This window comes from Sphingomonas naasensis (assembly GCF_004792695.1).
Classification (GTDB): domain Bacteria; phylum Pseudomonadota; class Alphaproteobacteria; order Sphingomonadales; family Sphingomonadaceae; genus Sphingomonas; species Sphingomonas naasensis.
In genome coordinates this window covers 179254-199980 of sequence record NZ_SRXU01000001.1, presented here as the reverse complement: position 1 = coordinate 199980, position 20727 = coordinate 179254, and the positions used below count along the sequence as shown (strand labels likewise).

21 protein-coding genes are annotated in these 20727 nt (G+C 66.3%); 13 read left to right on the top strand and 8 right to left on the bottom strand.

Translation table 11 applies throughout. From position 1 onward, the window contains the following. The first annotated feature begins 83 nt into the window (after positions 1-83). The 6 genes from bamA (at position 84) to E5A74_RS01030 (ending at position 5443) form a co-directional block, all read left to right on the top strand. Positions 84-2771, top strand: coding sequence for an outer membrane protein assembly factor BamA (bamA, locus tag E5A74_RS01055; protein WP_135983156.1), 2688 nt, complete (start codon positions 84-86; stop codon positions 2769-2771). Continuing rightward, on the top strand, positions 2771-3505 hold the full coding sequence (locus E5A74_RS01050) for an OmpH/Skp family outer membrane protein (protein ID WP_135981974.1): 735 nt from the start codon (positions 2771-2773) through the stop codon (positions 3503-3505). The genes bamA and E5A74_RS01050 overlap by 1 nt, the downstream gene beginning before the upstream one ends. After that, complete coding sequence (gene fabZ, locus E5A74_RS01045; RefSeq protein ID WP_135981972.1) at positions 3502-3981, top strand: 3-hydroxyacyl-ACP dehydratase FabZ; 480 nt, start codon at positions 3502-3504, stop codon at positions 3979-3981. Before E5A74_RS01050 ends, fabZ begins: the two co-directional genes overlap by 4 nt. A 164-nt stretch (positions 3982-4145) precedes the next feature. Then, the gene (gene rpmE / locus E5A74_RS01040) at positions 4146-4376 is read left to right on the top strand and encodes a 50S ribosomal protein L31 (RefSeq protein ID WP_135981970.1); all 231 of its coding nucleotides are present in this window, start codon (positions 4146-4148) and stop codon (positions 4374-4376) included. Positions 4377-4524: 148 nt separating this feature from the next. Then, the gene (locus E5A74_RS01035) at positions 4525-4860 is read left to right on the top strand and encodes a PilZ domain-containing protein (RefSeq protein ID WP_135981968.1); all 336 of its coding nucleotides are present in this window, start codon (positions 4525-4527) and stop codon (positions 4858-4860) included. 91 nt (positions 4861-4951) lie between these two features. Beyond that, positions 4952-5443 (top strand): hypothetical protein, encoded by a 492-nt coding sequence (locus tag E5A74_RS01030; RefSeq protein WP_135981965.1) that lies wholly within the window; start codon positions 4952-4954, stop codon positions 5441-5443. Positions 5444-5763: 320 nt separating this feature from the next. On the opposite strand, the gene rpoD is transcribed toward E5A74_RS01030, so the two are convergent. From rpoD to E5A74_RS01015, 3 genes are read right to left on the bottom strand one after another with little or no spacing between them, the layout of a single operon-like run. Further along, positions 5764-7791 carry an RNA polymerase sigma factor RpoD gene (rpoD, locus tag E5A74_RS01025; RefSeq protein WP_135981963.1) on the bottom strand — a complete coding sequence of 676 codons (2028 nt, stop codon included), beginning with the start codon at positions 7789-7791 and terminating at the stop codon, positions 5764-5766. Between the two features lie 43 nt (positions 7792-7834). Then, a complete protein-coding gene (gene dnaG / locus E5A74_RS01020) occupies positions 7835-9712 on the bottom strand; it encodes a DNA primase (RefSeq protein ID WP_135981961.1) in 1878 nt (625 codons plus the stop codon). Between the two features lies 1 nt (position 9713). Then, on the bottom strand, positions 9714-10166 hold the full coding sequence (locus E5A74_RS01015; protein WP_135981959.1) for a GatB/YqeY domain-containing protein: 453 nt from the start codon (positions 10164-10166) through the stop codon (positions 9714-9716). A 125-nt stretch (positions 10167-10291) separates the two neighbouring features. Here E5A74_RS01015 and carA point away from each other — a divergent pair, with 125 nt between their 5' ends. The 6 genes from carA to E5A74_RS00985 all read left to right on the top strand — a co-directional run bounded on the left by carA (position 10292) and on the right by E5A74_RS00985 (position 17307). Continuing rightward, positions 10292-11464, top strand: coding sequence for a glutamine-hydrolyzing carbamoyl-phosphate synthase small subunit (gene carA / locus E5A74_RS01010; protein WP_135981957.1), 1173 nt, complete (start codon positions 10292-10294; stop codon positions 11462-11464). After that, positions 11464-11838 (top strand): hypothetical protein, encoded by a 375-nt coding sequence (locus tag E5A74_RS01005; RefSeq protein ID WP_135981955.1) that lies wholly within the window; start codon positions 11464-11466, stop codon positions 11836-11838. The genes carA and E5A74_RS01005 overlap by 1 nt, the downstream gene beginning before the upstream one ends. Positions 11839-11949: 111 nt before the next feature. Next, positions 11950-15276, top strand: coding sequence for a carbamoyl-phosphate synthase large subunit (gene carB, locus E5A74_RS01000; protein ID WP_135981953.1), 3327 nt, complete (start codon positions 11950-11952; stop codon positions 15274-15276). A gap of 261 nt (positions 15277-15537) precedes the next feature. Next, the gene (gene greA, locus E5A74_RS00995) at positions 15538-16014 is read left to right on the top strand and encodes a transcription elongation factor GreA (RefSeq protein ID WP_135981951.1); all 477 of its coding nucleotides are present in this window, start codon (positions 15538-15540) and stop codon (positions 16012-16014) included. A 53-nt stretch (positions 16015-16067) separates the two neighbouring features. Further along, positions 16068-16646, top strand: coding sequence for a rhomboid family intramembrane serine protease (locus E5A74_RS00990; RefSeq protein WP_166745556.1), 579 nt, complete (start codon positions 16068-16070; stop codon positions 16644-16646). Positions 16647-16695: 49 nt separating this feature from the next. Beyond that, a complete protein-coding gene (locus E5A74_RS00985) occupies positions 16696-17307 on the top strand; it encodes a rhomboid family intramembrane serine protease (protein WP_240699587.1) in 612 nt (203 codons plus the stop codon). On the opposite strand, the gene E5A74_RS00980 is transcribed toward E5A74_RS00985, so the two are convergent. The 5 genes from E5A74_RS00980 to E5A74_RS21080 form a co-directional block, all read right to left on the bottom strand. Continuing rightward, positions 17304-17531 (bottom strand): DUF4170 domain-containing protein, encoded by a 228-nt coding sequence (locus E5A74_RS00980; protein WP_135981945.1) that lies wholly within the window; start codon positions 17529-17531, stop codon positions 17304-17306. The genes E5A74_RS00985 and E5A74_RS00980 overlap by 4 nt on opposite strands. 74 nt (positions 17532-17605) lie before the next feature. After that, positions 17606-17965, bottom strand: a complete 360-nt coding sequence (locus E5A74_RS00975) for a hypothetical protein (protein ID WP_206365735.1) — start codon at positions 17963-17965, stop codon at positions 17606-17608. Beyond that, a complete protein-coding gene (locus E5A74_RS00970) occupies positions 17962-18297 on the bottom strand; it encodes a DUF3618 domain-containing protein (RefSeq protein WP_135981943.1) in 336 nt (111 codons plus the stop codon). Before E5A74_RS00970 ends, E5A74_RS00975 begins: the two co-directional genes overlap by 4 nt. Next, entirely contained in the window at positions 18294-18635 is a 342-nt protein-coding gene (locus tag E5A74_RS00965; RefSeq protein ID WP_135981941.1) for a phage holin family protein, read from the bottom strand. Before E5A74_RS00965 ends, E5A74_RS00970 begins: the two co-directional genes overlap by 4 nt. Positions 18636-18649: 14 nt before the next feature. After that, positions 18650-19201, bottom strand: coding sequence for a hypothetical protein (locus tag E5A74_RS21080; protein WP_206365734.1), 552 nt, complete (start codon positions 19199-19201; stop codon positions 18650-18652). 149 nt (positions 19202-19350) lie between these two features. Between E5A74_RS21080 and eno the strand changes: the two genes are divergently transcribed. Further along, positions 19351-20628 carry a phosphopyruvate hydratase gene (gene eno, locus E5A74_RS00955; protein ID WP_135981939.1) on the top strand — a complete coding sequence of 426 codons (1278 nt, stop codon included), beginning with the start codon at positions 19351-19353 and terminating at the stop codon, positions 20626-20628. Positions 20629-20727: the final 99 nt, after the last annotated feature.

Genomic DNA, 20727 nt, shown 5'->3' with positions numbered 1-20727 from the left:
CGAAATCCGACTTGGGGTGGGATGTGACGATCAAGGCTAATCATTTCGGCGTACGCGCCACTGCGCTGCTTCTCGCGGGCACCATGCTCTCGGGCCTTGCGCATGCGCAGACCGCGCCCGCCCAGACCCCGCCTGCGGCAGCGCCGCAGACCGCCGTCGCGCCGCCCGCCCCGGTGCAGGAGGTGCGCACCATCCGCTCGATCCGGGTCGAGGGATCGCAGCGGCTCGAGCCGGAAACGGTGCTCTCCTACACGCGTCTCCGCGTCGGCGACTCCTTCACCAACGAGACCGTCGACCAGGCGATCAAGGATCTGCTCGCCTCGGAATTGCTCGCCGACGTCTCGATCGACACCACCGGCGGCGATCTGGTGATCAAGGTTCGCGAGAATCCGGTGATCAACCGGGTGATCTACGAGGGCAACAAGCGCCTCAAGAACGACAAGATCCAGAAGGAAGTGAAGCTGGCGCCGCGCCAGATCTTCACGCGCACCGCCGTCCGCGCCGACGTCGCCCGGATCATCGAGCTCTATCGCCGGCAGGGCCGCTTCGCCGCGCGGATCGAGCCCAAGATGGTCAGCCTCGACCAGAACCGCGTCGACGTGATCTTCGAGATCACCGAGGGCCCCAAGTCCAAGGTTCGCCAGATCAACATCATCGGAAACGAGGTGTTCTCCGACGGCAAGCTGCGCGGCGAGATGGCGACCAAGACCGCCGGTCTCGCGCATCTGCTGAGCTCGAACACCTCGTACGATCAGGATCGTCTCGCCTACGACCAGCAGAAGCTGCGCCAGTTCTATCTGACCGAAGGCTATGCCGATTTCCGCGTGATCTCGGCGGTGGCCGAGCTCACCCCGGACAAGCGCGACTTCATCATCACCTATGTGGTCGAGGAAGGCCCGCGCTACAAATTCGGGCCGGTCAAGGTCGACAGCGCGATCCGCGACTTCGACGACAAGCGGCTGGCCTCCGCGCTCAGCATCAAGGAAGGCCAATGGTATAATGCCAAGGCCGTCGAGGACACGGTCGAGCAGTTGAGCGAGACCGCGGGCGCCTTCGGCTATGCCTTCGCCGACGTCACGCCGCAGTTCGAGCGCGACCGCGAAAAGCTCACCATGTCGATGAACTTCAACATCGGCGAATCGAACCGCACCTATATCGAGCGGATCGAGATCACGGGTAACCGGCAGACGCAGGACAAGGTGATCCGCCGCGAGTTCCGCGTGGCGGAAGGCGACGCGTTCAACACCTTCCTCGTCAAGCGCTCGCAGGATCGCATCAACTCGCTCGGCTATTTCCAGGACAAGTTCGAGATCGAGCGCGCCGAGGGCTCGGCGCCGGACCGCATCGTGCTCAAGGCCAATGTCGAGGAACGCCCGAACGGCGAACTGACGCTCTCGGCCGGCTTCTCGAGCCTCGAGCGCTTCATCCTTCAGGCGTCGATCCGCCAGCGCAACTTCCGCGGCATGGGCCAGACGGTGTCGGCCTCGGTCGATTATTCGAGCTATTCCAAGTCGGTCGAATTGGGCTTCACCGAGCCCTATCTGTTCGACACCAACATCGCGCTGGGCGGGACGGTGTTTCGGCAGGATTACAACGCGTTCAACTATATCGGCAGCGATCGCAGCACGACCTACAGCCAGGTCGCGACGGGCTTCCAGCTGGTCGCCGGCCTGCCGCTGACCGAATATTGGACGCTGTCGGGCCGCTACACGCTGCGTCAGGACGACGTGACGCTCGACAAGGATTCCTTCTACACCAACGGCGTTTGCGATCCGACCAAGGCCGGGCGCTATTATTGCGAGGCGGTGGGCAACCGCATCACGTCGCTGGTCGGGCTTTCGCTGATCTATGACAGCCTCAACAGCCGTCTGCGTCCGACCCGCGGCCAGCGCCTGAGCATCGGCACCGATTTCGCCGGCCTCGGCGGCGACGTGAAATATGTCCGCGCGCGTGCCGAGGGCGACAAATACTGGAATGTCGGCAGCGGCTTCATCTTCTCGGTCTCGGCCGAGGGCGGCTATATCCACAGCCTCGAAAAGTCGAAGACGGCGGGCAGCGATCCGGTGCGCATCACCGACCGCTTCTATCTCGGCGAGCCGCAGTTCCGCGGCTTCGACATTCGCGGCGTCGGCCCGCGCGTCCAGCGCATCGGCTTCACCGGCGATCCGCTGGCAGGTACGCAGGCGCTGATCACCGATCGCGACCAGATCATCGACGACGCGCTCGGCGGCAAGGCCTATTACCTGACCAAGGCCGAGCTCGAGATTCCGCTCGGTGCCGGCGCGGCGGAGATGGGTCTGCGGCCGTCGATCTTCGTGATGGCGGGCAGCCTGTTCGGCATCACCCGGCCGGGCAAGACCATCGAGTTCACCCAGGCGACCGACTCCGCGGGTAAGCTGCTGTTCAACGCGGACGGCTCGCCGACGCTGCTTCCGAAGGATAATTTCCAGAAGGATGCGAGCGGCAACCAGCTCTACGTGTTCACCGATCCGACGACGGGGGTTTCGACCTCGACGCCCTGCTCGGTGGGCTTCGGCACGTCGCCGACGGCGTGCACCGGCACGTCGATCAACCCCATCTACAATATTCAGACCGCCCCCTTCTATGAGCGCTTCCTCGGCGATTCCGCCAGGCCGCGCATCTCGGTGGGCTTCGGCGTCAACTGGAATTCGCCGTTCGGACCGCTGCGCATCGACGTCGCAAAGACGCTCGTGACGGTCGATGGCGACGATACCAAGCTTGTGACATTCAATGTAGGGACCCAGTTCTGATGTTTATCAAGAAGACCATTGTTGCCGCGCTGCTCGCCGCACCGGCGGCGCTCGCCATCGCCACGCCCGCGCAGGCCCAGTCAGGCGGCATCGCCTATGCGAACCCGACCAGCGTCGTCGCCAGCTCGAAGGCGTTTGCCGCGGCGAACCAGCAGATCTCGACGACCTACAAGGCGGCGTTCGATCAGATGCAGCAGCGCCGTGCCGCGCTCGAGACCGAGCTCAAGCCGCTCGTCGCCCAGCTCGACACCAACAAGGACGGCAAGGTCAGCGAGGAAGAGGGCCGCGCCGCCCAGACCGCCAAGAATCCCGCGATCGAGAAGATCCGCACCGCGCAGACCAACGCCCAGACCGATCTCGCCCGCCTGAGCAACCCGGCGGCGCGTGCCGAGCTGTTCGCGATCGAGTCGGTGCTGCGTCAGTATGACGCCGCGCAGCTCAAGGTGGTCAATGCGCGCAAGATCAACGTCGTGCTGTCGCCGGAAGTCTTCATGTACGCGCCCGACTCGGCCAATATCAGCCAGGCGATCACCGCCGAGATCGACAAGGTCGCGCCGACGGTGAGCATCCAACCGCCGGCCAACTGGCAGCCGTCGCGCGAGACGCTGGCGATCCAGCAGCAGATCGCGCAGGCAGCGCAGATCCAGGCCTATCAGCAGGCCGCGGCTGCGCAGCAGCAGGGCGCCGCACCGGCCGCCGGCACCGCACCCGCGAAGCCGGCCGAGCCGCGTTGAGCGAGACCGAAACCGGCAACGCTTCCATCGGTCCGTTGGACATCCAGCGGGTGATGGCGGCGTTGCCGCATCGTTACCCGATGCTGCTCGTCGATCGCGTCGAGGAGCTGGTCGTCGACCAGCGCATCGTCGCGATCAAGGCGGTGTCGATGAACGAGGAATTCTTCCAGGGGCATTTCCCCGGGCGTCCGATCATGCCCGGGGTGCTCCAGGTCGAGGCGCTGGCGCAGGCCGCCGGTGTGCTCGCGGTCGAGAGCCTCGGCCTCGCCGGCTCGGGCAAGCTCGTCTATTTCATGTCGATCGACGGCGTGAAGTTCCGCAAGCCGGTCGAGCCTGGCGTGTTGCTCCGCCTCGAGGTCGAGTTCGTCCAGAAGCGCTCGCGCGTGTGCAAGTTCGCCGGCAAGGCGCTGCTCGACGGCGAAGTCGCCACCGAATGCGAATTCACCGCGATGATCGCGGATCCACCCAAAGCCTGAGCACAACGATCGCGCTGGCCGGTTCGGCCCGTTCGCGACCAGCGCGATTCGCCTCGCCCGACGCGATGGCGGGTACGTACCGAGGTTGCGTGACGGCCCTGCCTCTGCTAACCGCGCGCGTCCGCTGCCGGTCGGTAACCGGCGGCATTTGAAGGAATTCGATCGTGAAAAAAGACACGCATCCCGATTACCACCTGATCAAGGTCCAGATGACCGACGGCACCGTGTTCGAGACTCGCTCGACCTGGGGCAAGGAAGGCGATCTGATGACGCTCGACATCGATCCGCTGGCGCACCCCGCCTGGACCGGTGGTCGTGGCCAGATGCTCGATCAGGGCGGCCAGGTCGCGCGCTTCAACAAGCGCTTCGGCGGGCTCTCGCTCGGCAAGAAGTAATCGTCGCCGCCGAAAGGTGGCGCATCGAGACAGCAGTGATCCCGGCGCGCGCCGAAGCCTGTCGCTGAACCAACGGGTTCGCGTGGGGCGGCGGTGTCGGGATCGCTTCGTTAACGCGCTGTTAGCGCTCGCCGCCTAGCCTCGCGGCATGGCTATCGCGCCCAAATCCGCGCCGTTTGCCGCTGAATTCGCCCCCGCGGATACGCCGGGCCAGCGCAGGAGCGTGCGTGCGCCGGTGTCGCTGGACGCGCGGATCGGCCGCGACGGTCTCGGCCGGGCGCTTTGCAAGGTCGTCGACCTCTCTGTCCGCGGCGCGCGGTTGCAAACCTATTCCGAGCTTCGCGTCGGCGCGATGATCTGGCTCGCGCTCCCCAGGATCGGCCCGCGCGCCGCGCGGATCGTCTGGGTCCATGATTTCGAGGCAGGCCTCGAGTTCGAACGTCCGCTTACCCCTCAAGCTTTCGAAGCCCTTACGGCGCAATGAAGGCAAAATGAGGCGGAGTGAGGCGAAGCCGATTGCGTGTTTCGCCGATCCGCGTCATCCTCTCCTGGTCTTCGCTGCTTTGGGGAAAGCGATGCGGAATGTCCTGACCATGGGACTGGTGCTCGGTTGCGCGGCGATACCCGCATTGGCGGGAGAGCGTCCGCAGCCCATTCTCAAGACGGCGGCGAACACGCTGGCGGCGCATGCGCCGCTCTGGGCGGCCCGCGACAAGCGGACTCCCGTCGCGTCGGGGCTGCAGCCTTTCACCCTTCCTGCCGCAAGCGCGCAGCCGAAACCCGTGCCGCGCCTGACATTGCTCGCCGAGCCCGTGCCGAAGCGCGCGGCCGAGCTGTCGACGCCGACGCGGTGGGGGCCGGGCGCGACCTTGCCGCAGGTCACCGCGCGTGCCGGCGCCAGCTATGCCGTGGACGATGTGATGAACGCCCGGCCCAAGCCGCGCCGTCGCGGCTCGCCGCTGAGCGCGGCGCTCGTGCTTCGTCTCGACGGGCAGGATGACAGTCCCGCCTTCAGCGTCGGCGGCGGGGGCGTGGCGGCAGCGGTGTGGCGGGCCGTTCCGAGATAGCCTCGAGCGCGGTTGGTTGTTTCACAGTTAATGGTGCGGGCGTGAAACGACCGCACAAGCCGGCGCGACGCTCGTTCAACGCCTGCGCGTCCGCGATCCGCTATCGCAAAGCCATCGTTCGCAGGGCAGCTGACTCGTCGGGGGGCGAGACAAGCGCCGGTGATCGCTCGGTTTTCGATCCGGGGGGAGGAGCGTTTGGCGGTCGCTTGAGCGACAGAAAGCGTTGGATGGGCGAATTCAGGGATGCCCATCTCGAAGACCAGAACACCCCCGGAAGCGATTCCGGGGGTGTTCGTTTTTTCAGTTCTGAATCGTCGCGTCTACTGGTCGAGGAACGACCGCATCTTGCGCGAGCGGCTCGGATGCTTGAGCTTGCGCAGCGCCTTCGCCTCGATCTGGCGGATGCGCTCGCGCGTCACGCTGAACTGCTGGCCGACTTCCTCGAGCGTGTGATCGGTGTTCATGCCGATGCCGAAGCGCATGCGCAGCACGCGCTCCTCACGCGGGGTGAGGCTGGCGAGCACGCGGGTGACCGTTTCCTTGAGGTTCGCCTGGATCGCGGCATCGACCGGGATGACGGCGTTCTTGTCCTCGATGAAATCGCCGAGATGCGAATCTTCCTCGTCGCCGATCGGCGTCTCCAGGCTGATCGGCTCCTTGGCGATCTTCATCACCTTGCGCACCTTCTCGAGCGGCATGCTCAGGCGCTCGGCCATTTCCTCTGGCGTGGGCTCGCGGCCCTGCTCGTGGAGGAACTGGCGGCTGGTGCGGACCAGCTTGTTGATCGTCTCGATCATGTGGACCGGGATACGGATCGTGCGTGCCTGATCGGCGATCGAGCGCGTGATCGCCTGGCGGATCCACCACGTCGCATAGGTGCTGAACTTGTAGCCGCGGCGATATTCGAACTTATCGACGGCCTTCATCAGGCCGATATTGCCTTCCTGGATCAAGTCGAGGAACTGCAGACCGCGATTGGTGTACTTCTTGGCGATCGAGATCACGAGGCGGAGATTGGCCTCGACCATCTCCTTCTTCGCGATGCGAGCCTCGCGCTCGCCCTTCTGCACCATGTTGACGATGCGGCGGAATTCGGCGAGCGCCATGCCGGTCTGCTGGCTGATCTCCGAAATCTCGACGCGGATACGGTCGACCGCGGCCGCTTCATTAGCCGCGAACGCCGCCCATTTCTTGTCGATGCCGCCAACCGCCTGGAGCCAGTTCTCGTCGAGCTCGTGATGGACGTAGCGGTCGAGGAAATCCTTGCGGTTGACCTTGTGGCGCTCGGCGAGGCGCAGCATCTGGCCGCCCAGCGTCGTCAGGCGCCGGTTGAAGCTGTAGAGCTGGTCGACGAGATACTCGATCTTCGCCTGGTGGAACTGGACGCTCTCGACCTCGGCGGTGAGCTCCTCGCGCAGCTTCTGATACTTGCGCTCCTCGGCGACCGGCAGCTCGCCGCCCGCCGCCATCGCGTCGAGCCGCTGCTGCTGGACCTTGGAGAATTTCTTGTAGACCGAGGTGATGTTGGCGAACTTCTCGAGCGCCTGCGGCTTGAGCGTCTCCTCCATCTGGGCGAGGCTGAGGGTGTTGTCCTCTTCCTCGTCGTCCGAGATCCGCGGGGCGCGGCGCTCGGTCATCGAGTCCTCGTCCTCCTCCTCGGCGACTTCCTCGACGTCTTCCTCTTCCTTGAACGAGGTGCCGGCGGTCTTCTCGCTGATCTCGCCCGAATCATCGTCCTCGGCGCCCTCGACCTGCTCGGCCGACGGACCCTTGGAGAGCATCGCGTCGAGATCGAGGATCTCGCGCAGCTGCATCGTGCCTTCGTTGAGGGCGTTCGACCAGCCGATGATCGCGTTGAAGGTGATCGGCGACTCGCAGAGTCCGAGGATCATCGTGTCGCGGCCGGCCTCGATTCGCTTGGCGATCGCGATCTCGCCTTCGCGCGACAGCAGCTCCACGGCGCCCATCTCGCGCAGATACATGCGCACCGGATCGTCGGTGCGATCGACGGTTTCCTTCTTCTTGGTCTCGAAGGCGGGGGCGGAATCGTCCTGGCCGTCCGAAGCGTCGACTTCCTCGACCTCTTCCTCGGGCTCGGCGTCCTCGCCGGCATCCTCGTTCTCGACGACGTTGATGCCCATGTCGTTGAGCGCCGACATCACGTCCTCGATCTGCTCCGAGGACATCTGGTCCTGCGGGAGCATCTCGTTGAGCTGATCGACGGTGATGTAGCCGCGCTTCTTCGCGCGGGCGACAAGCTTCTTGAGCGTGCCCTCGTTGAGATCGATCAGCGGCGCGTCACCCGCCTCGTTGCTGTCGGTGACGTCCGCCATGTTCGCCTTGGCCATCAAATCCCTCGGAAATCCAGATGGCGGCTATTATACGCCGCCTCTAATCATCGAAATCGTCTTCGTCCGCAAGCATCAGATTCGCAAGCCGCGCCTGGAGTTCCTGCCGCTTGCGCGAAAGTGCCACCTGCCGCGTGAAAGCTGCCTCCGAGCCGTCCCTGCTCAGCGCCGCGGTGGCCTCGGCGAGCGCCGCGTCCACGACCGGCTGCGCCACCATCACCGCGATCGCCTCGTTGAGGTCGTCGCGCGCCTTCGCTTCGTCCGCCTGATTGCGGGTGAAAGAGAAGGGCAGCGTGTCCGCCCGCAGAAGATCGCTCGCCACAGAATCAAATCCGGACCGCGCCAATATGGTGAGGACTTTGCCGCTATCAAGCTGCCGGTCCTCCAGCGCAACGTCGATAACCGCCTCGAACAGCTTGCCGAGCGCGCCCGAGGCGCTGCGCAGCGAGCCCAGCACCTCCATGTGGCGCGCGATTTCGGCCGGGTGGCGGATCAGCCCGGCGAGCACGGCGCGGGCGAGGATCGGGTCGAGCCCGGCGGCGCCGAGGCTGCGCGCGGTGGCGGAAGGAGGCGGCTCGGGCGGCTGCCAGTTGCCGCGGCGATCGCGTTTGCCGCGTGGAGCGGGTGCGCCGCGCTGCGGGCGCGCGTCGAAGCTGCGCGGGCCGCGGCCGAAATGCGCGTCGGCGCGGGCGCGGAACTCGGCGAGATATTCGTGCTTCACATTGGCGTCGGCGATGCTCTCGGCGAGCGTCGCCAGCCGGCGCTTGAGCCCGGCGCGCTGCTCGGGCGTGTCGAGCGGCTCGGCGGCGACCTCGGACTGCCAGAGCCGGTCGACCAGCGGCTGCGGTGCCTTGAGCAGCGCCTCGAAGGCGCCGCCCCCCCGCGTCCGCACCAGATCGTCGGGATCGAGCCCGTCGGGCAAAGTGACGAAGGCGAGGCTGCGGCCGGGCTGCAGCATCGGCAAGGCACGGTGCGCGGCGCGCAGCGCGGCTTTCTGCCCCGCCGAGTCGCCATCGAAGCAAAGCAGCGGCACATCGGCCATCCGCCACAGCCGTTCGAGCTGATGCTCGGTGAGCGCGGTGCCGAGCGGGGCGACCGCTTCCTCGAACCCGGCCTGGGCGAGCGCGATCACGTCCATATAGCCTTCGACCGCGAGGATCCGGCCGGTCTTGCGCGCGGCGGCCTGCGCGCGGTCGAGATTGTAGAGCGTGCGCCCCTTGTCGAAGAGCGGCGTCTCGGGGGAGTTGAGATATTTGGGCTCGCCGCCGCCGATGATCCGCCCGCCGAACGCGATCACCCGCCCACGGACGTCGCGGATCGGGATCATCAACCGGCCGCGGAACCGGTCGTACGGCTCCTTTTCCTCGACCTGGATCAGCATGCCGGCCTCGACCAGCATCGCATCGCCATAGCTCTTGAGCGCTTCCTTGAGTTTGCCGCGCGAATCGGGAGCGAAGCCCAGCCCGAAGCTGCGCGCGGTCTCCTCGGCGATGCCGCGTTTCCGCAGCACCGCGCGCGCCTCGGCGCCTTCGATGCCGCCCAGCCGTTCGGCGAACCATTTTGCCGCGTCGGCCATCGCCTCGTGCAGGCCCTTGGCGCGCTCGGCCTTCTCGGCCGAGCGGCGGTCCTGCTCGGGCATCTCCATGCCGGCCGCGGCGACAAGCTCCTTGACCGCGTCGATGAACGGTAGCCCGCGTTGATCGGTCATCCAGCGGATCGCATCGCCATGCGCGCCGCAGCCGAAGCAATGGTAGAAGCCCTTGTCGTCGTTGACGTAGAAGCTCGGCGTCCTCTCGTTGTGGAACGGGCAGCAGGCGCGGAACTCGCGCCCGGCCTTTTGCAGCTTGGTCGTCTTGGCGATTAGGCCGGACAGCAGGGTCCGGGCACGCAGTTCGTCGAGAAAGGCGGGAGTAAGGCTCACCTCAGCTCAGCGCCGCCTTCACCAGCCCGCTCGCCTTGCTCATGTCGAGCGTGGTCGCGTGGCGTGCCTTGAGCTCGCCCATGACGCGGCCCATGTCCTTCATCCCTGAGGCGCCGAGCTCCGCCTTGATCGATTCGATCGCGGCGCGGGTCTCGTCTTCGCTCATCTGCTGGGGCAGGAAGCGCTCGATCACCGCGACTTCGGCCTTTTCGACATCGGCGAGCTCCTGACGGCCGCCTTTCTCGTACATCTCGATCGATTCGCGGCGCTGCTTGACCATTTTCTGAAGCACTTCGACCACCAGCGCATCGTCATCGGCGGGGGCGGTGCCGGTGCGCAGCTCGATGTCGCGATTCTTGATCGCGCTCTGGATCAGGCGGATCGCCGCGGTGCCTTCCTTGTCGCCGCCCTTCATGGCAGTCACCAATGCGGTCTTGATGTCGTCTCGGATCATTTGCTCTCTCGTGAATCGGGAATATCCCCGTCTAGCTGCGACAGGCGGTTGACGCGAGGGGGCAGGGGGTCTAGCCGCCGCGACTTAGCGACATCGCCAGACCAGACACAGGAGTGCCCGCCACAGTGGCCGACGCCAAGCCTATTGCCGCGCCCGAAGGAGCTACCGGGGTTTTGGTGCTCGCCTCTGGAGATGTGGTGTGGGGCCGCGGATTCGGCGCCGAGGGCCAGGCCGTAGGCGAAGTGTGCTTCCACACCGCGATGACCGGCTATCAGGAGATCATGACGGATCCGAGCTTCGCCGGTCAGATCATCAATTTCACTTTCCCGCATATCGGCAATGTCGGCGCGAATCCTGAGGATATCGAGGCCGACGATCCGCATGCGCTGGGGATGATCGTCCGCGAGGACGTCACCGAGCCGAGCAATTTCCGCGCGGTCGAGCATCTCGATCAGTGGATGAAGAAGCATGCGCGGATCGGCCTCGCCGGGATCGATACCCGCGCGCTCACCCGCCGCATCCGGCTCGCCGGCGCGCCCAACGGCGTGATCGCGCATTCGGCGAGTGGCGAATTCGACATTCCGCTGCTGCTGAAGATGGCGCGCGAATGGCCGGGACTCGAAGGCATGGACCTCGCCATCTCGGTGACCACCGAGACCCATTATGGCTGGGAGGGCGGCGTCTGGCGGCTCGGCTTCGGCTATGGCGGCGAAGGGCGGGAGGATGATCGGCCTCACATTGTCGCGATCGACTATGGCTCGAAGCGCAACATCTTCCGCAATCTCGTCGCCGCCGGCGCCAAGGTGACCGTGCTGCCGGCGCAGGCGAGCTTCGAGCAGATCATGTCGTTCAACCCGGACGGCTTCTTCCTCTCGAACGGCCCCGGCGACCCCGCCGCGACCGCCGAATATGCGGTGCCGGTGATCCGGAGCCTGCTCGAGACGCGCAAGCCTCTGTTCGGCATCTGCCTCGGCCACCAGCTTCTCGCGCTGGCCGTGGGCGGCGAGACCTCGAAGATGTTCCAGGGCCATCGCGGCGCCAACCATCCGGTCAAGCGCATTGCCGACGGCGTGGTCGAGATCACCAGCATGAACCACGGCTTCGCGGTGCTCAGCGAGACGCTGCCCGAAACCGCGCGCGAGACGCATGTCTCGCTGTTCGACGGATCGAACTGCGGCTTCGAGCTCACCGATCGCCCGGCGTTCAGCGTCCAATATCATCCCGAGGCCAGCCCCGGCCCGCAGGACAGCCTCTATCTGTTCGAGAAGTTCGTCGGTCTGCTCCGGCAGGAGGCGTGATGGCGGGCAGGGCCCTCAGCGATGCCGATCGCTTCCTGATGGAAGCGGTCGACAGCGTTCCCGACTCGGCGGATCGCCGGGTCGATCTGTCGGCCTTGGCGGATGAAGATGGCTTCGCGCATGCCGATGCCAGCGCGAAAGCGTGGGAGCAGGCCGGCTATGGTCGCTGTGAGCGAAACGGAACGCAGCTCGTCTTCGCCTTTTCGGCCAAGGGCTATGCCGCCGCGCAGACCGAGTCCGAGCGATTGTTCGCGCTTCATCAGGCCTCGCGCCGCTGGAAGCTGCCGACGCTCGATATGGCTTCGGGCTGGGTCGGCGGTGCAATATTCGTCGTCGCGGCGCTCTACAGCCTGATGATGTTTTTCTGGGGATGAGCGTGGCCAAAGCGCGAACTTCCGATCATCGCACCGCCCGCGCGGTGCGGTGTCCGCCCGAGGGCAGCCCAGCTGCGCTCGCGATTAGACTTTTTGATACGCAGGCCTGACATGCCCAAACGCACCGACATCTCCTCCATCCTCGTCATCGGCGCGGGACCGATCGTCATCGGCCAGGCGTGCGAGTTCGATTATTCGGGCACGCAGGCGATCAAGGCGCTCAAGGAAGAGGGCTATCGCATCGTCCTGGTCAATTCGAACCCGGCGACGATCATGACCGATCCCGAGCTCGCCGACGCGACCTATGTCGAGCCGATCACCCCGGCGATCGTCGCCAAGATCATCGAGAAGGAGCGCCCCGATGCGGTGCTGCCGACGATGGGCGGCCAAACCGCACTGAATACCGCGCTGGCGCTCGCGCAGGACGGCACGCTCGACAAGTTCGGCTGCATCATGATCGGCGCCGATGCCGAGGCGATCGATAAGGCCGAGGACCGGCTCAAGTTCAAGGATGCGATGACCAGGATCGGGCTCGAAAGCGCCCGCTCGCACATCGCCCATACCGAAGCCGAGGCGCTCGAAGGCCTCGCGCATGTCGGATTGCCCGCGATCATCCGTCCGAGCTTCACGCTCGGCGGCACGGGCGGCGGCATCGCCTACAACCGCGAGGAATTCCTCGACATCGTCCGCAAGGGCCTCGACGCGAGCCCGACCACTGAGGTGCTGATCGAGGAATCGCTGCTCGGCTGGAAGGAATATGAGATGGAAGTCGTCCGCGATCGCGCGGACAACGCCATCATCATCTGCTCGATCGAGAATGTCGACGCGATGGGCACGCACACCGGCGATTCGATCACCGTCGCGCCGGCGCTGACGCTGACCGACAAGGAATACCAGATCATGCGCAACGCATCGATCGCGGTGCTCCGCGAGATCGGCGTCGAGACGGGCGGCTCGAACGTTCAGTTCGCGGTGAATCCGAAGGACGGGCGCCTCGTCGTCATCGAGATGAACCCGCGCGTGTCGCGGTCCTCGGCGCTGGCCTCCAAGGCCACCGGCTTCCCGATCGCCAAGGTCGCCGCCAAGCTGGCGGTCGGATACACGCTCGACGAGATCACCAACGACATCACCGGGGCGACTCCCGCGTCGTTCGAGCCGACGATCGATTACGTCGTCACCAAGATCCCGCGCTTCGCGTTCGAGAAGTTCAAGGGCGCCGAGGCGACTTTGGGCACCGCCATGAAATCGGTCGGCGAAGTGATGGCGATCGGCCGCAACATCCATGAATCGATGCAGAAGGCGCTGCGCGGGCTCGAGACCGGGCTGAGCGGCTTCAACCAGGTCGATCGCCTCGCCGGCGCGCCGCGCGACGAGATCGAGGCGGCGCTGGCGATCCGCTCGCCCGACCGGCTGCTGATCGCGGCGCAGGCGCTGCGCGAGGGTTTCACCGTCGCAGAAGTGCAGGCGCTGACTGCCTATGATCCGTGGTTTCTCGAGCGGATCGCCGAGATCGTCGCGGCCGAGGAAGCCGTGTGCCGCAGCGGGCTGCCGCAGGATGCGGCGGGGATGCGCAAGCTCAAGGCGATGGGCTTCAGCGACAAGCGTCTGGCGTATCTCGCGCTCAAGTCGGTCAACATGCGTGAAGGCTCGGAGCGCATGGCGCGCAGCCATGGGCTGATCGGCGAGGTCGCCAAGGCGATGAGCGGCGGCGTGACCGAGGCCGATGTGCGCAAGCTGCGCCACAAGCTCGGCGTGCGCCCGGTGTTCAAGCGCATCGATACCTGCGCGGCCGAGTTCGAGGCGAAGACGCCGTACATGTACTCGACTTATGAGGCGCCGAGCTTCGGCGAGCCCGAGAACGAGGCGCAGCCGAGCGATCGCAGGAAGATCGTCATCCTCGGCGGCGGCCCGAACCGGATCGGGCAGGGGATCGAGTTCGATTATTGCTGCTGCCATGCCTGCTTCGCGCTCGCCGATGCCGGCTACGAGACGATCATGGTCAACTGCAATCCGGAGACGGTGAGCACCGACTACGACACCTCGGACCGGCTCTATTTCGAGCCGCTGACCGCCGAGGACGTGCTCGAGATCCTCGAGGTCGAGAAGTCGAACGGCGAGCTGGTCGGCGTGATCGTCCAGTTCGGCGGCCAGACTCCGCTCAACCTCGCCAAGGCGCTCGAGGATGCCGGAATCCCGATCCTCGGCACCTCGCCCGATGCGATCGATCTCGCCGAGGATCGCGAGCGCTTCGCCAACCTCGTCGCCAGGCTCGGACTCAAGCAGCCCGCCAACGGCCTTGCGCGCAGCCGCGACGAGGCGGTCGCGGTGGCCGAGCGGATCGGATACCCCGTGCTGATGCGGCCGAGCTATGTGCTCGGCGGGCGGGCGATGGAGATCGTCGACACCCAGCAGCAGCTCGACGACTATATCCAGACCGCGGTGCAGGTCTCGGGCGACAGCCCGGTGCTGATCGACCAGTATCTGCGCGACGCGATCGAAGTCGATGTCGATGCGATCGCGGATGGCGACGATGTCGTAGTTGCCGGCGTGCTCCAGCATATCGAGGAAGCCGGCGTCCATTCGGGCGACAGCGCCTGCTCGATCCCACCCTACAGCCTCTCGGCCGCAATCATCGCCGAGATCGAGCGCCAGGCCGATGCGCTGGCGCGCGCGCTCAAGGTCAAGGGGCTGATGAACATCCAGTTCGCGGTCAAGGACGGCGAGGTCTACCTCATCGAGGTCAATCCGCGCGCCTCGCGGACCGTGCCCTTCGTCGCCAAGGCGATAGGCACCCCGATCGCCAAGATCGCCAGCCGGGTGATGGCGGGCGAGAAGCTCAAGGATCTGCCGAAGATCGATCGCGACATAGACTATATCGCGGTCAAGGAAGCCGTCTTCCCCTGGGGTCGTTTCCCCGGCGTTGATCCGGTGCTCTCGCCCGAGATGAAGTCGACCGGCGAAGTGATGGGGATCGACAGCGATTTCGCCACCGCCTTCGCCAAGTCGCAGCTCGGCGCGGGAACGGTGCTGCCGTCGTCGGGCACGTTGTTCGTCAGCGTCAAGGACAGCGACAAGCCCGTCGTGCTGCCCGGCGTGCAGATCCTCGCCGATCTCGGCTTCAAGATCATCGCGACCGGCGGCACCGCCGATTATCTCGCGGCGCAGGGCATCGCGGTCGAGCGCGTCAACAAGGTCGCGCAGGGCCGGCCGCACATCGTCGACCGGATCCAGGACGGCGATGTCGCGCTGATCTTCAACAGCACCGAGGGCTGGCAGTCGCTCAAGGATTCGGCGAGCATCCGCGCGACCGCGATGACGCAGAAGATCCCCTATTTCACCACCGCACCCGCGAGCGTGGCGACGGCGCGGGCGATCGCGGCGCTTGGCAAGCAGAGCCTCGACGTGAAGCCGCTCCAGGCATTCTACGCCGGGCGTTGAGCGTATCGGAATCCCGGGCAAGGCCGCGATTCCATGGTTCGAACGCGGTGCAATCGCCTGAGATACCGGTATTCGCCGGAATGCGGGCGAGCGTTCGCCGAGGCGGTGAATTGAGGCGTGAATCGGGCAGACGCTTGATGTTTGCCCCCTGCAGTCTTATTATTCGCAATCGCACAATTGATCTCCCCCAATCGGTGTTGATGTGCGGGCGTGCTCCTCGGGAGTCGCTTGGGGATCGAGGCGTTTGAAGGGCGGAATGGAATGGCGACGGTCGAAAAGATGCCGATGCTCAAGGAGGGCTATGAGAAGCTCACTGCCGAGCTGAAGCGCCTCAAAGCGGAGCGCCCGCTGATCGTGGATGCGATCGAGGAAGCGCGCGCGCATGGCGATCTTTCGGAAAACGCCGAATATCATGCTGCCAAGGAGCAGCAGGGCCAGAACGAGGCGACGATCTCGGACATCGAGGGCAAGCTGAGCCGCGCCCAGATCATCGATCCCAAGGAGCTTTCGGGCGACAAGATCGTGTTCGGCGCGACGGTGACCTTGCTCGACGAGGACGACAAGCCGATCAAGTATCAGATCGTCAGCGAGACCGAGGCCGATGCGAGCAAGGGCCGCATCTCGTACAATTCGCCGATCGGCCGCGCGCTGATCGGGCGCAAGGTCGACGACGAGGTCGAGGTCTCGGTGCCGGCGGGCGACCGCTATTATCTGGTCTCGCGGATCGAGTTCATCTGAGCGTAACCAACCTCCCTCGCGGACGCTTCACCGATGCGCTGATCGCGGTCTCGGTGTTCGCGCTGCTGTTCGTCGGTGCGGTGGTCGGATTCCAGGCCGCCGCGATCGGCTTCGGTTTCGTGCCGCTCGAGCTCGCCTCCGGGGTGTGGCGCCAGGACCCGTGGTTCTGGCTGTCGCCGCTCGCGTCGCTGTTCTTGCCGTCGGACCTGCTCTCCGCAGTATTCAACCTCGTCTTCCTGCTGATCGCCGGCCGCTATGTCGAGCGGGCAATCGGGCCGGTCGGGCTGGGCGTGCTGTTCGTCGTGGCGGGCTATGCCGGCGCGCTGGGGCGCCTGGTGCTGACGCCGCACTCGCCGATCCCGAGCGCGGGGATGGATCCCGCGCTGTTCGGGGTGATCAGCGCCTACTTCACGCTGTACGGGGTTCCCGAGGCGCTGCCGACATGGCGCGGCTTCGGCCGGGCGGGGCAGATCGCCAGCCTCGCGCTGTTCTGGATCGCCTTCCAGCTGATCCTCGCGCTCGCTGCGGGGAGCTTCGATCCCTCGACGGGGCTGGTTTCGCCGATCTTCGGGCTGGTCGCGGGCATGCTGCTGGCGCGGCCGCTGCTCGCCTGGCGATACCGGGGCGCATGACCGCCGCGTTTCGCTAGAGGCCGGGATGCGCCGTCCGACGGCTACCGCCATGATCGCTGCGCTGACCGTGCTGGTCAGCGTCGCGGCCGAATTCGCCCCCGACTGGGTCGATGCGCCGATGCGCGCGGGCTTCATCCCGGCGCGGCTGAGCGGCGTCGAAACCGATTATGCGGCAGTGCCGGCTTGGCTCACCCCGTTGACCGCGACTCTGGTCCATGGCGGGTTGCTCCACCTGCTCAGCAACATGCTGATCCTCGTCTTCACCGGACGCGCCTGCGAGACGTGGCTCGGCGCGCGCAACATCCTGATTCTCTATGTCGTCGGCGCCTATGCCGCGGCGCTGAGCCAATGGCTGCCCGATCCTGACTCGGTCGTGCCGATGGTCGGGGCGAGCGGGGCGGCCTCGGCGCTGTTCGGCGCCTATGCGCTGCTGTTCAGCCAGGCTCGCGCCGTCGCCATCGGGCCGATCCCGGCCGCGTTCGTCCGCGCCACGTGGCTCGGCGCGGCGTGGATCGGCGTCAATCTGCTGGCGGGCTATGCCTTCCGGCTGGAGGGCATAGCCGTCGCGGTGGCCGCGCATATCGGCGGCTTCGTCGTGGGGCTGTTGCTCGCCCGGCCGATGCTCCGCCGTCGGCGCAAACGGCAGGCGCCCGCCGCCTAGGCGGCCGGCTTGTCGAGGTCGGGCTCGAGCAGGCGGTGGAGATGGACGACGACGTAGCGCATCTCGGCGTCGTCGACGGTGCGCTGCGCGGCGGCGCGCCACGCCTTCTCGGCGCTGGCATAGTCGGGATAGATGCCGACGACGTCGAGCTTCGAGGGGTCTTGGAAATCGAGGGTCTGCGGGTCGGTCACGCGACCGCCGAAGACGAGATGCAGCTTGCTCATTGAGCCTCCTGGGGAGAGCGGTTGGCGCTGCCCTTAACGGGCAAAGCGGCCGCCGCTCAACCCCGGAGTTGACCTCAGGCCTTTTGGCCGGCGCCCTTGGCGGCGTCGAGGATGTTGCCGAACAGCGCGGTGACGCGCTCCTTGGTCGCGTCGCGGCCGGGAAGGAGTGCGTTGATCTCCTCCTTGCCGGCGTCCTTGACCGCCGAGGCGGTGGCGGTGGCACGGTCGGCGAGCGAGCGGCCGACGCCTTCGAGCAGCTCGCGCTCCTTCGCGGTGCGGGGGAGCAGCATGCCGATGACCACGCCGAGCGCGACGCCGCCGGCGAGAAGCGCGACGGGATTGTCGCCGAGCGATTCGGCTGCTTTGGCGGCGCGGCCCTGCGCGTCGCCGTTCGGATTGGCGACCTTGGGGGCGCTGCTGTTGCCGTTGCTCATCGGGTACGTCCTTTCTTCGCGGTCTTGCGGTTCAAACCCTCGGCGGCGGCAGGGGTTTCATTGCGGCGGCGGAGCAGATCGGCGATCCAGCCGCGGGCGAAGACCAGCCCAACGGTGCCGGCGATCGCCGCCGCGGCGAGCGGGCGGTTGCGCACGATCTCCGCGCCCTTGCGCGCAGTCGAGGCGACGCCCTGCGCCGCGCTCTCGACGGCATTCTGGGCCAGATTGGTGGGCTTGAGCCGGTCCTGCACTTCGCCGAGCGTGGCGAACATGCGCGAGCGCGCGGCCTGGACCTGCGCCTCGGCGGCGAGCAGCTCGGGGTCGGTGCTCATGGCTTGCTCCCGAACAGGCGCTGGATGCGCTGATATGCCAGCCAGCCGAGCAGGCCGGCGAGCGCCAGCGCCGCGACGATCACGATCAACGTTGCCCAGCCGGGGCCGACGAGACCGGAAAGCGACAGGATCAGCCCGACGAGCAACGCCGTGACCGAGCAGAGCGCGATCACCAGCGCCGCGGCGCCGAAGATCAGCCCGAGCTTCGCCTCGGCGAGTTTGCGCCCGGCGAGCGTGCGATAATAGCCGATCTCGGCGCGGGCATAGCTTTTGCCGTCCTCGACCAGCCGCCCGATCAGGGTGCCGATGCTTTCTTCCTGTGCCTCAGGCTCGTCCACCCCCCGGTTTCCTCTCAGGCGTCGCTGGTTTCGGGTGACTTGCGCCCACTCGATTCGGACGCGGCGTCGATGCCCGACTTGATCAGGCGGGCGAGCACGAATCCGACCGCGGCAGCGGTGCCGACCGCGATCGCGGGGCTCTTGCGGACGAGGGCGCTCGCATCCTCGATGAGATCGTCGACTTCCTTGCCGCGCAGCGACTCGGCCCATCCGGCGATGCCGTCGGCGGCCGAACGGGCATAGCGGCCATATTCCTCGCCGAGCTTGGCATCGACGTCGCCCGCGGCGCTCTGCATCAGCCGCGCGACTTCGTCGAGCGCGCTGGTCGCACGGTCCTTGCCCTCGCCGGCAAAGGCGCGGGCGCGCTCGGCCGCCTGATCCTTGAGTTTCGACGCTTCGTCGCGAAGCTGCTGCGTCGCGCCGGACCTGGCGCCGCCAACGTCCTCGGAAGCCTCGAAATTGATCGCGGCGGGGCCGGTGCCGCTGGCCGTCGCCTCGAGCCCCGGATCGGCCTTGAAATCGACCTGCTCGCCGCCCGGTGTCTTGGAATTCTTCGCGTCAGCCATGGTTTCGGCCCTTTCTCGTCTGTCGCGCAGAGAACCATAGCCGATCGCCCCGGTTCCATCCTCTGCGTTGCCCGGGGGCGTGCGAGCGGTTAGAGGCTCGCGCGCGCCTTCGGGCAATCCCGATATATCCTAAGTAGGGAGACCATTTCGTGACCGCAATCATCGACATCCATGCCCGCCAGATCCTCGACAGCCGGGGCAATCCCACCGTGGAGGTCGATGTGCTGCTCGACGACGGCAGCTTCGGCCGCGCCGCGGTGCCTTCGGGCGCCTCGACCGGCGCGCACGAAGCGGTCGAGAAGCGCGACGGCGACAAGTCGCGCTGGCTCGGCAAGGGCGTCGAGGCCGCGGTCGAAGCCGTCAACGGCGAGATCGCCGAAGCGGTGCTCGGCCTCGAGGCCGAGGACCAGGCCGATCTCGATAGCGCGATGATCGAGCTCGACGGCACCGAGAACAAGGGCCGGCTGGGCGCCAACGCGATCCTCGGCGTCAGCCTCGCCGCGGCCAAGGCGGCTGCCGATGCGCGCGGGCTGCCGCTCTACCGCTATGTCGGCGGGGTCAACGCGCACGTCCTGCCGGTGCCGATGATGAACATCATCAATGGCGGCGAGCATGCCGACAATCCGATCGACTTCCAGGAATTCATGATCGTACCGGTCGGCGCCGAGAACATCGTCGAGGCGGTGCGCTGCGGCTCGGAGATCTTCCACACGCTCAAGAAGAAGCTCCACGAAAAGGGTCTCGCGACCAGTGTCGGCGACGAAGGCGGCTTCGCGCCGAACATCGCCTCGACCACCGAGGCGCTCGACTTCATCATGTCGTCGATCGAGGCGGCGGGCTACAAGCCGGGCGACGACGTGATGCTCGCGCTCGATTGCGCCGCCACCGAATATTACAAGGATGGCGCGTATAAGATGGTGGGCGAGGGCAAGACCTTCTCCAGCCTCGAGAATGTCGATTTCCTCGCCGGGCTGGTCGCCAAATACCCGATCTTCTCGATCGAGGACGGCATGGCCGAGGACGATTGGGACGGCTGGAAGGCGCTGACCGAGAAGCTCGGCGGCAAGATCCAGCTGGTTGGCGACGATCTGTTCGTCACCAACCCCAAGCGCCTCAAGCGCGGCATCGACGGCGGCACTGCCAATTCGATCCTCGTGAAGGTCAATCAGATCGGATCGCTGACCGAGACGCTCGAAGCCGTCAGCCTCGCGCACCGCTCGTCCTACACCGCGGTGATGTCGCACCGTTCGGGCGAGACCGAGGACGCGACGATCGCCGACCTCGCGGTCGCCACCAATTGCGGGCAGATCAAGACCGGCTCGCTGTCGCGTTCGGATCGGCTCGCCAAGTACAACCAGCTGATCCGCATCGAGGAAGAGCTGGGCGACGCCGCGCGCTATGCGGGGCGTTCGATCCTCAAGGGCTGAGACCGCGGCCTCGCACGCGCCCCTCCCGTTCGCGGGAGGGGCGCGTGTCCGCCGGTTAAGTGAAAGTGCGGCCTTGATTAACGAGGTTGGTTACGCGAG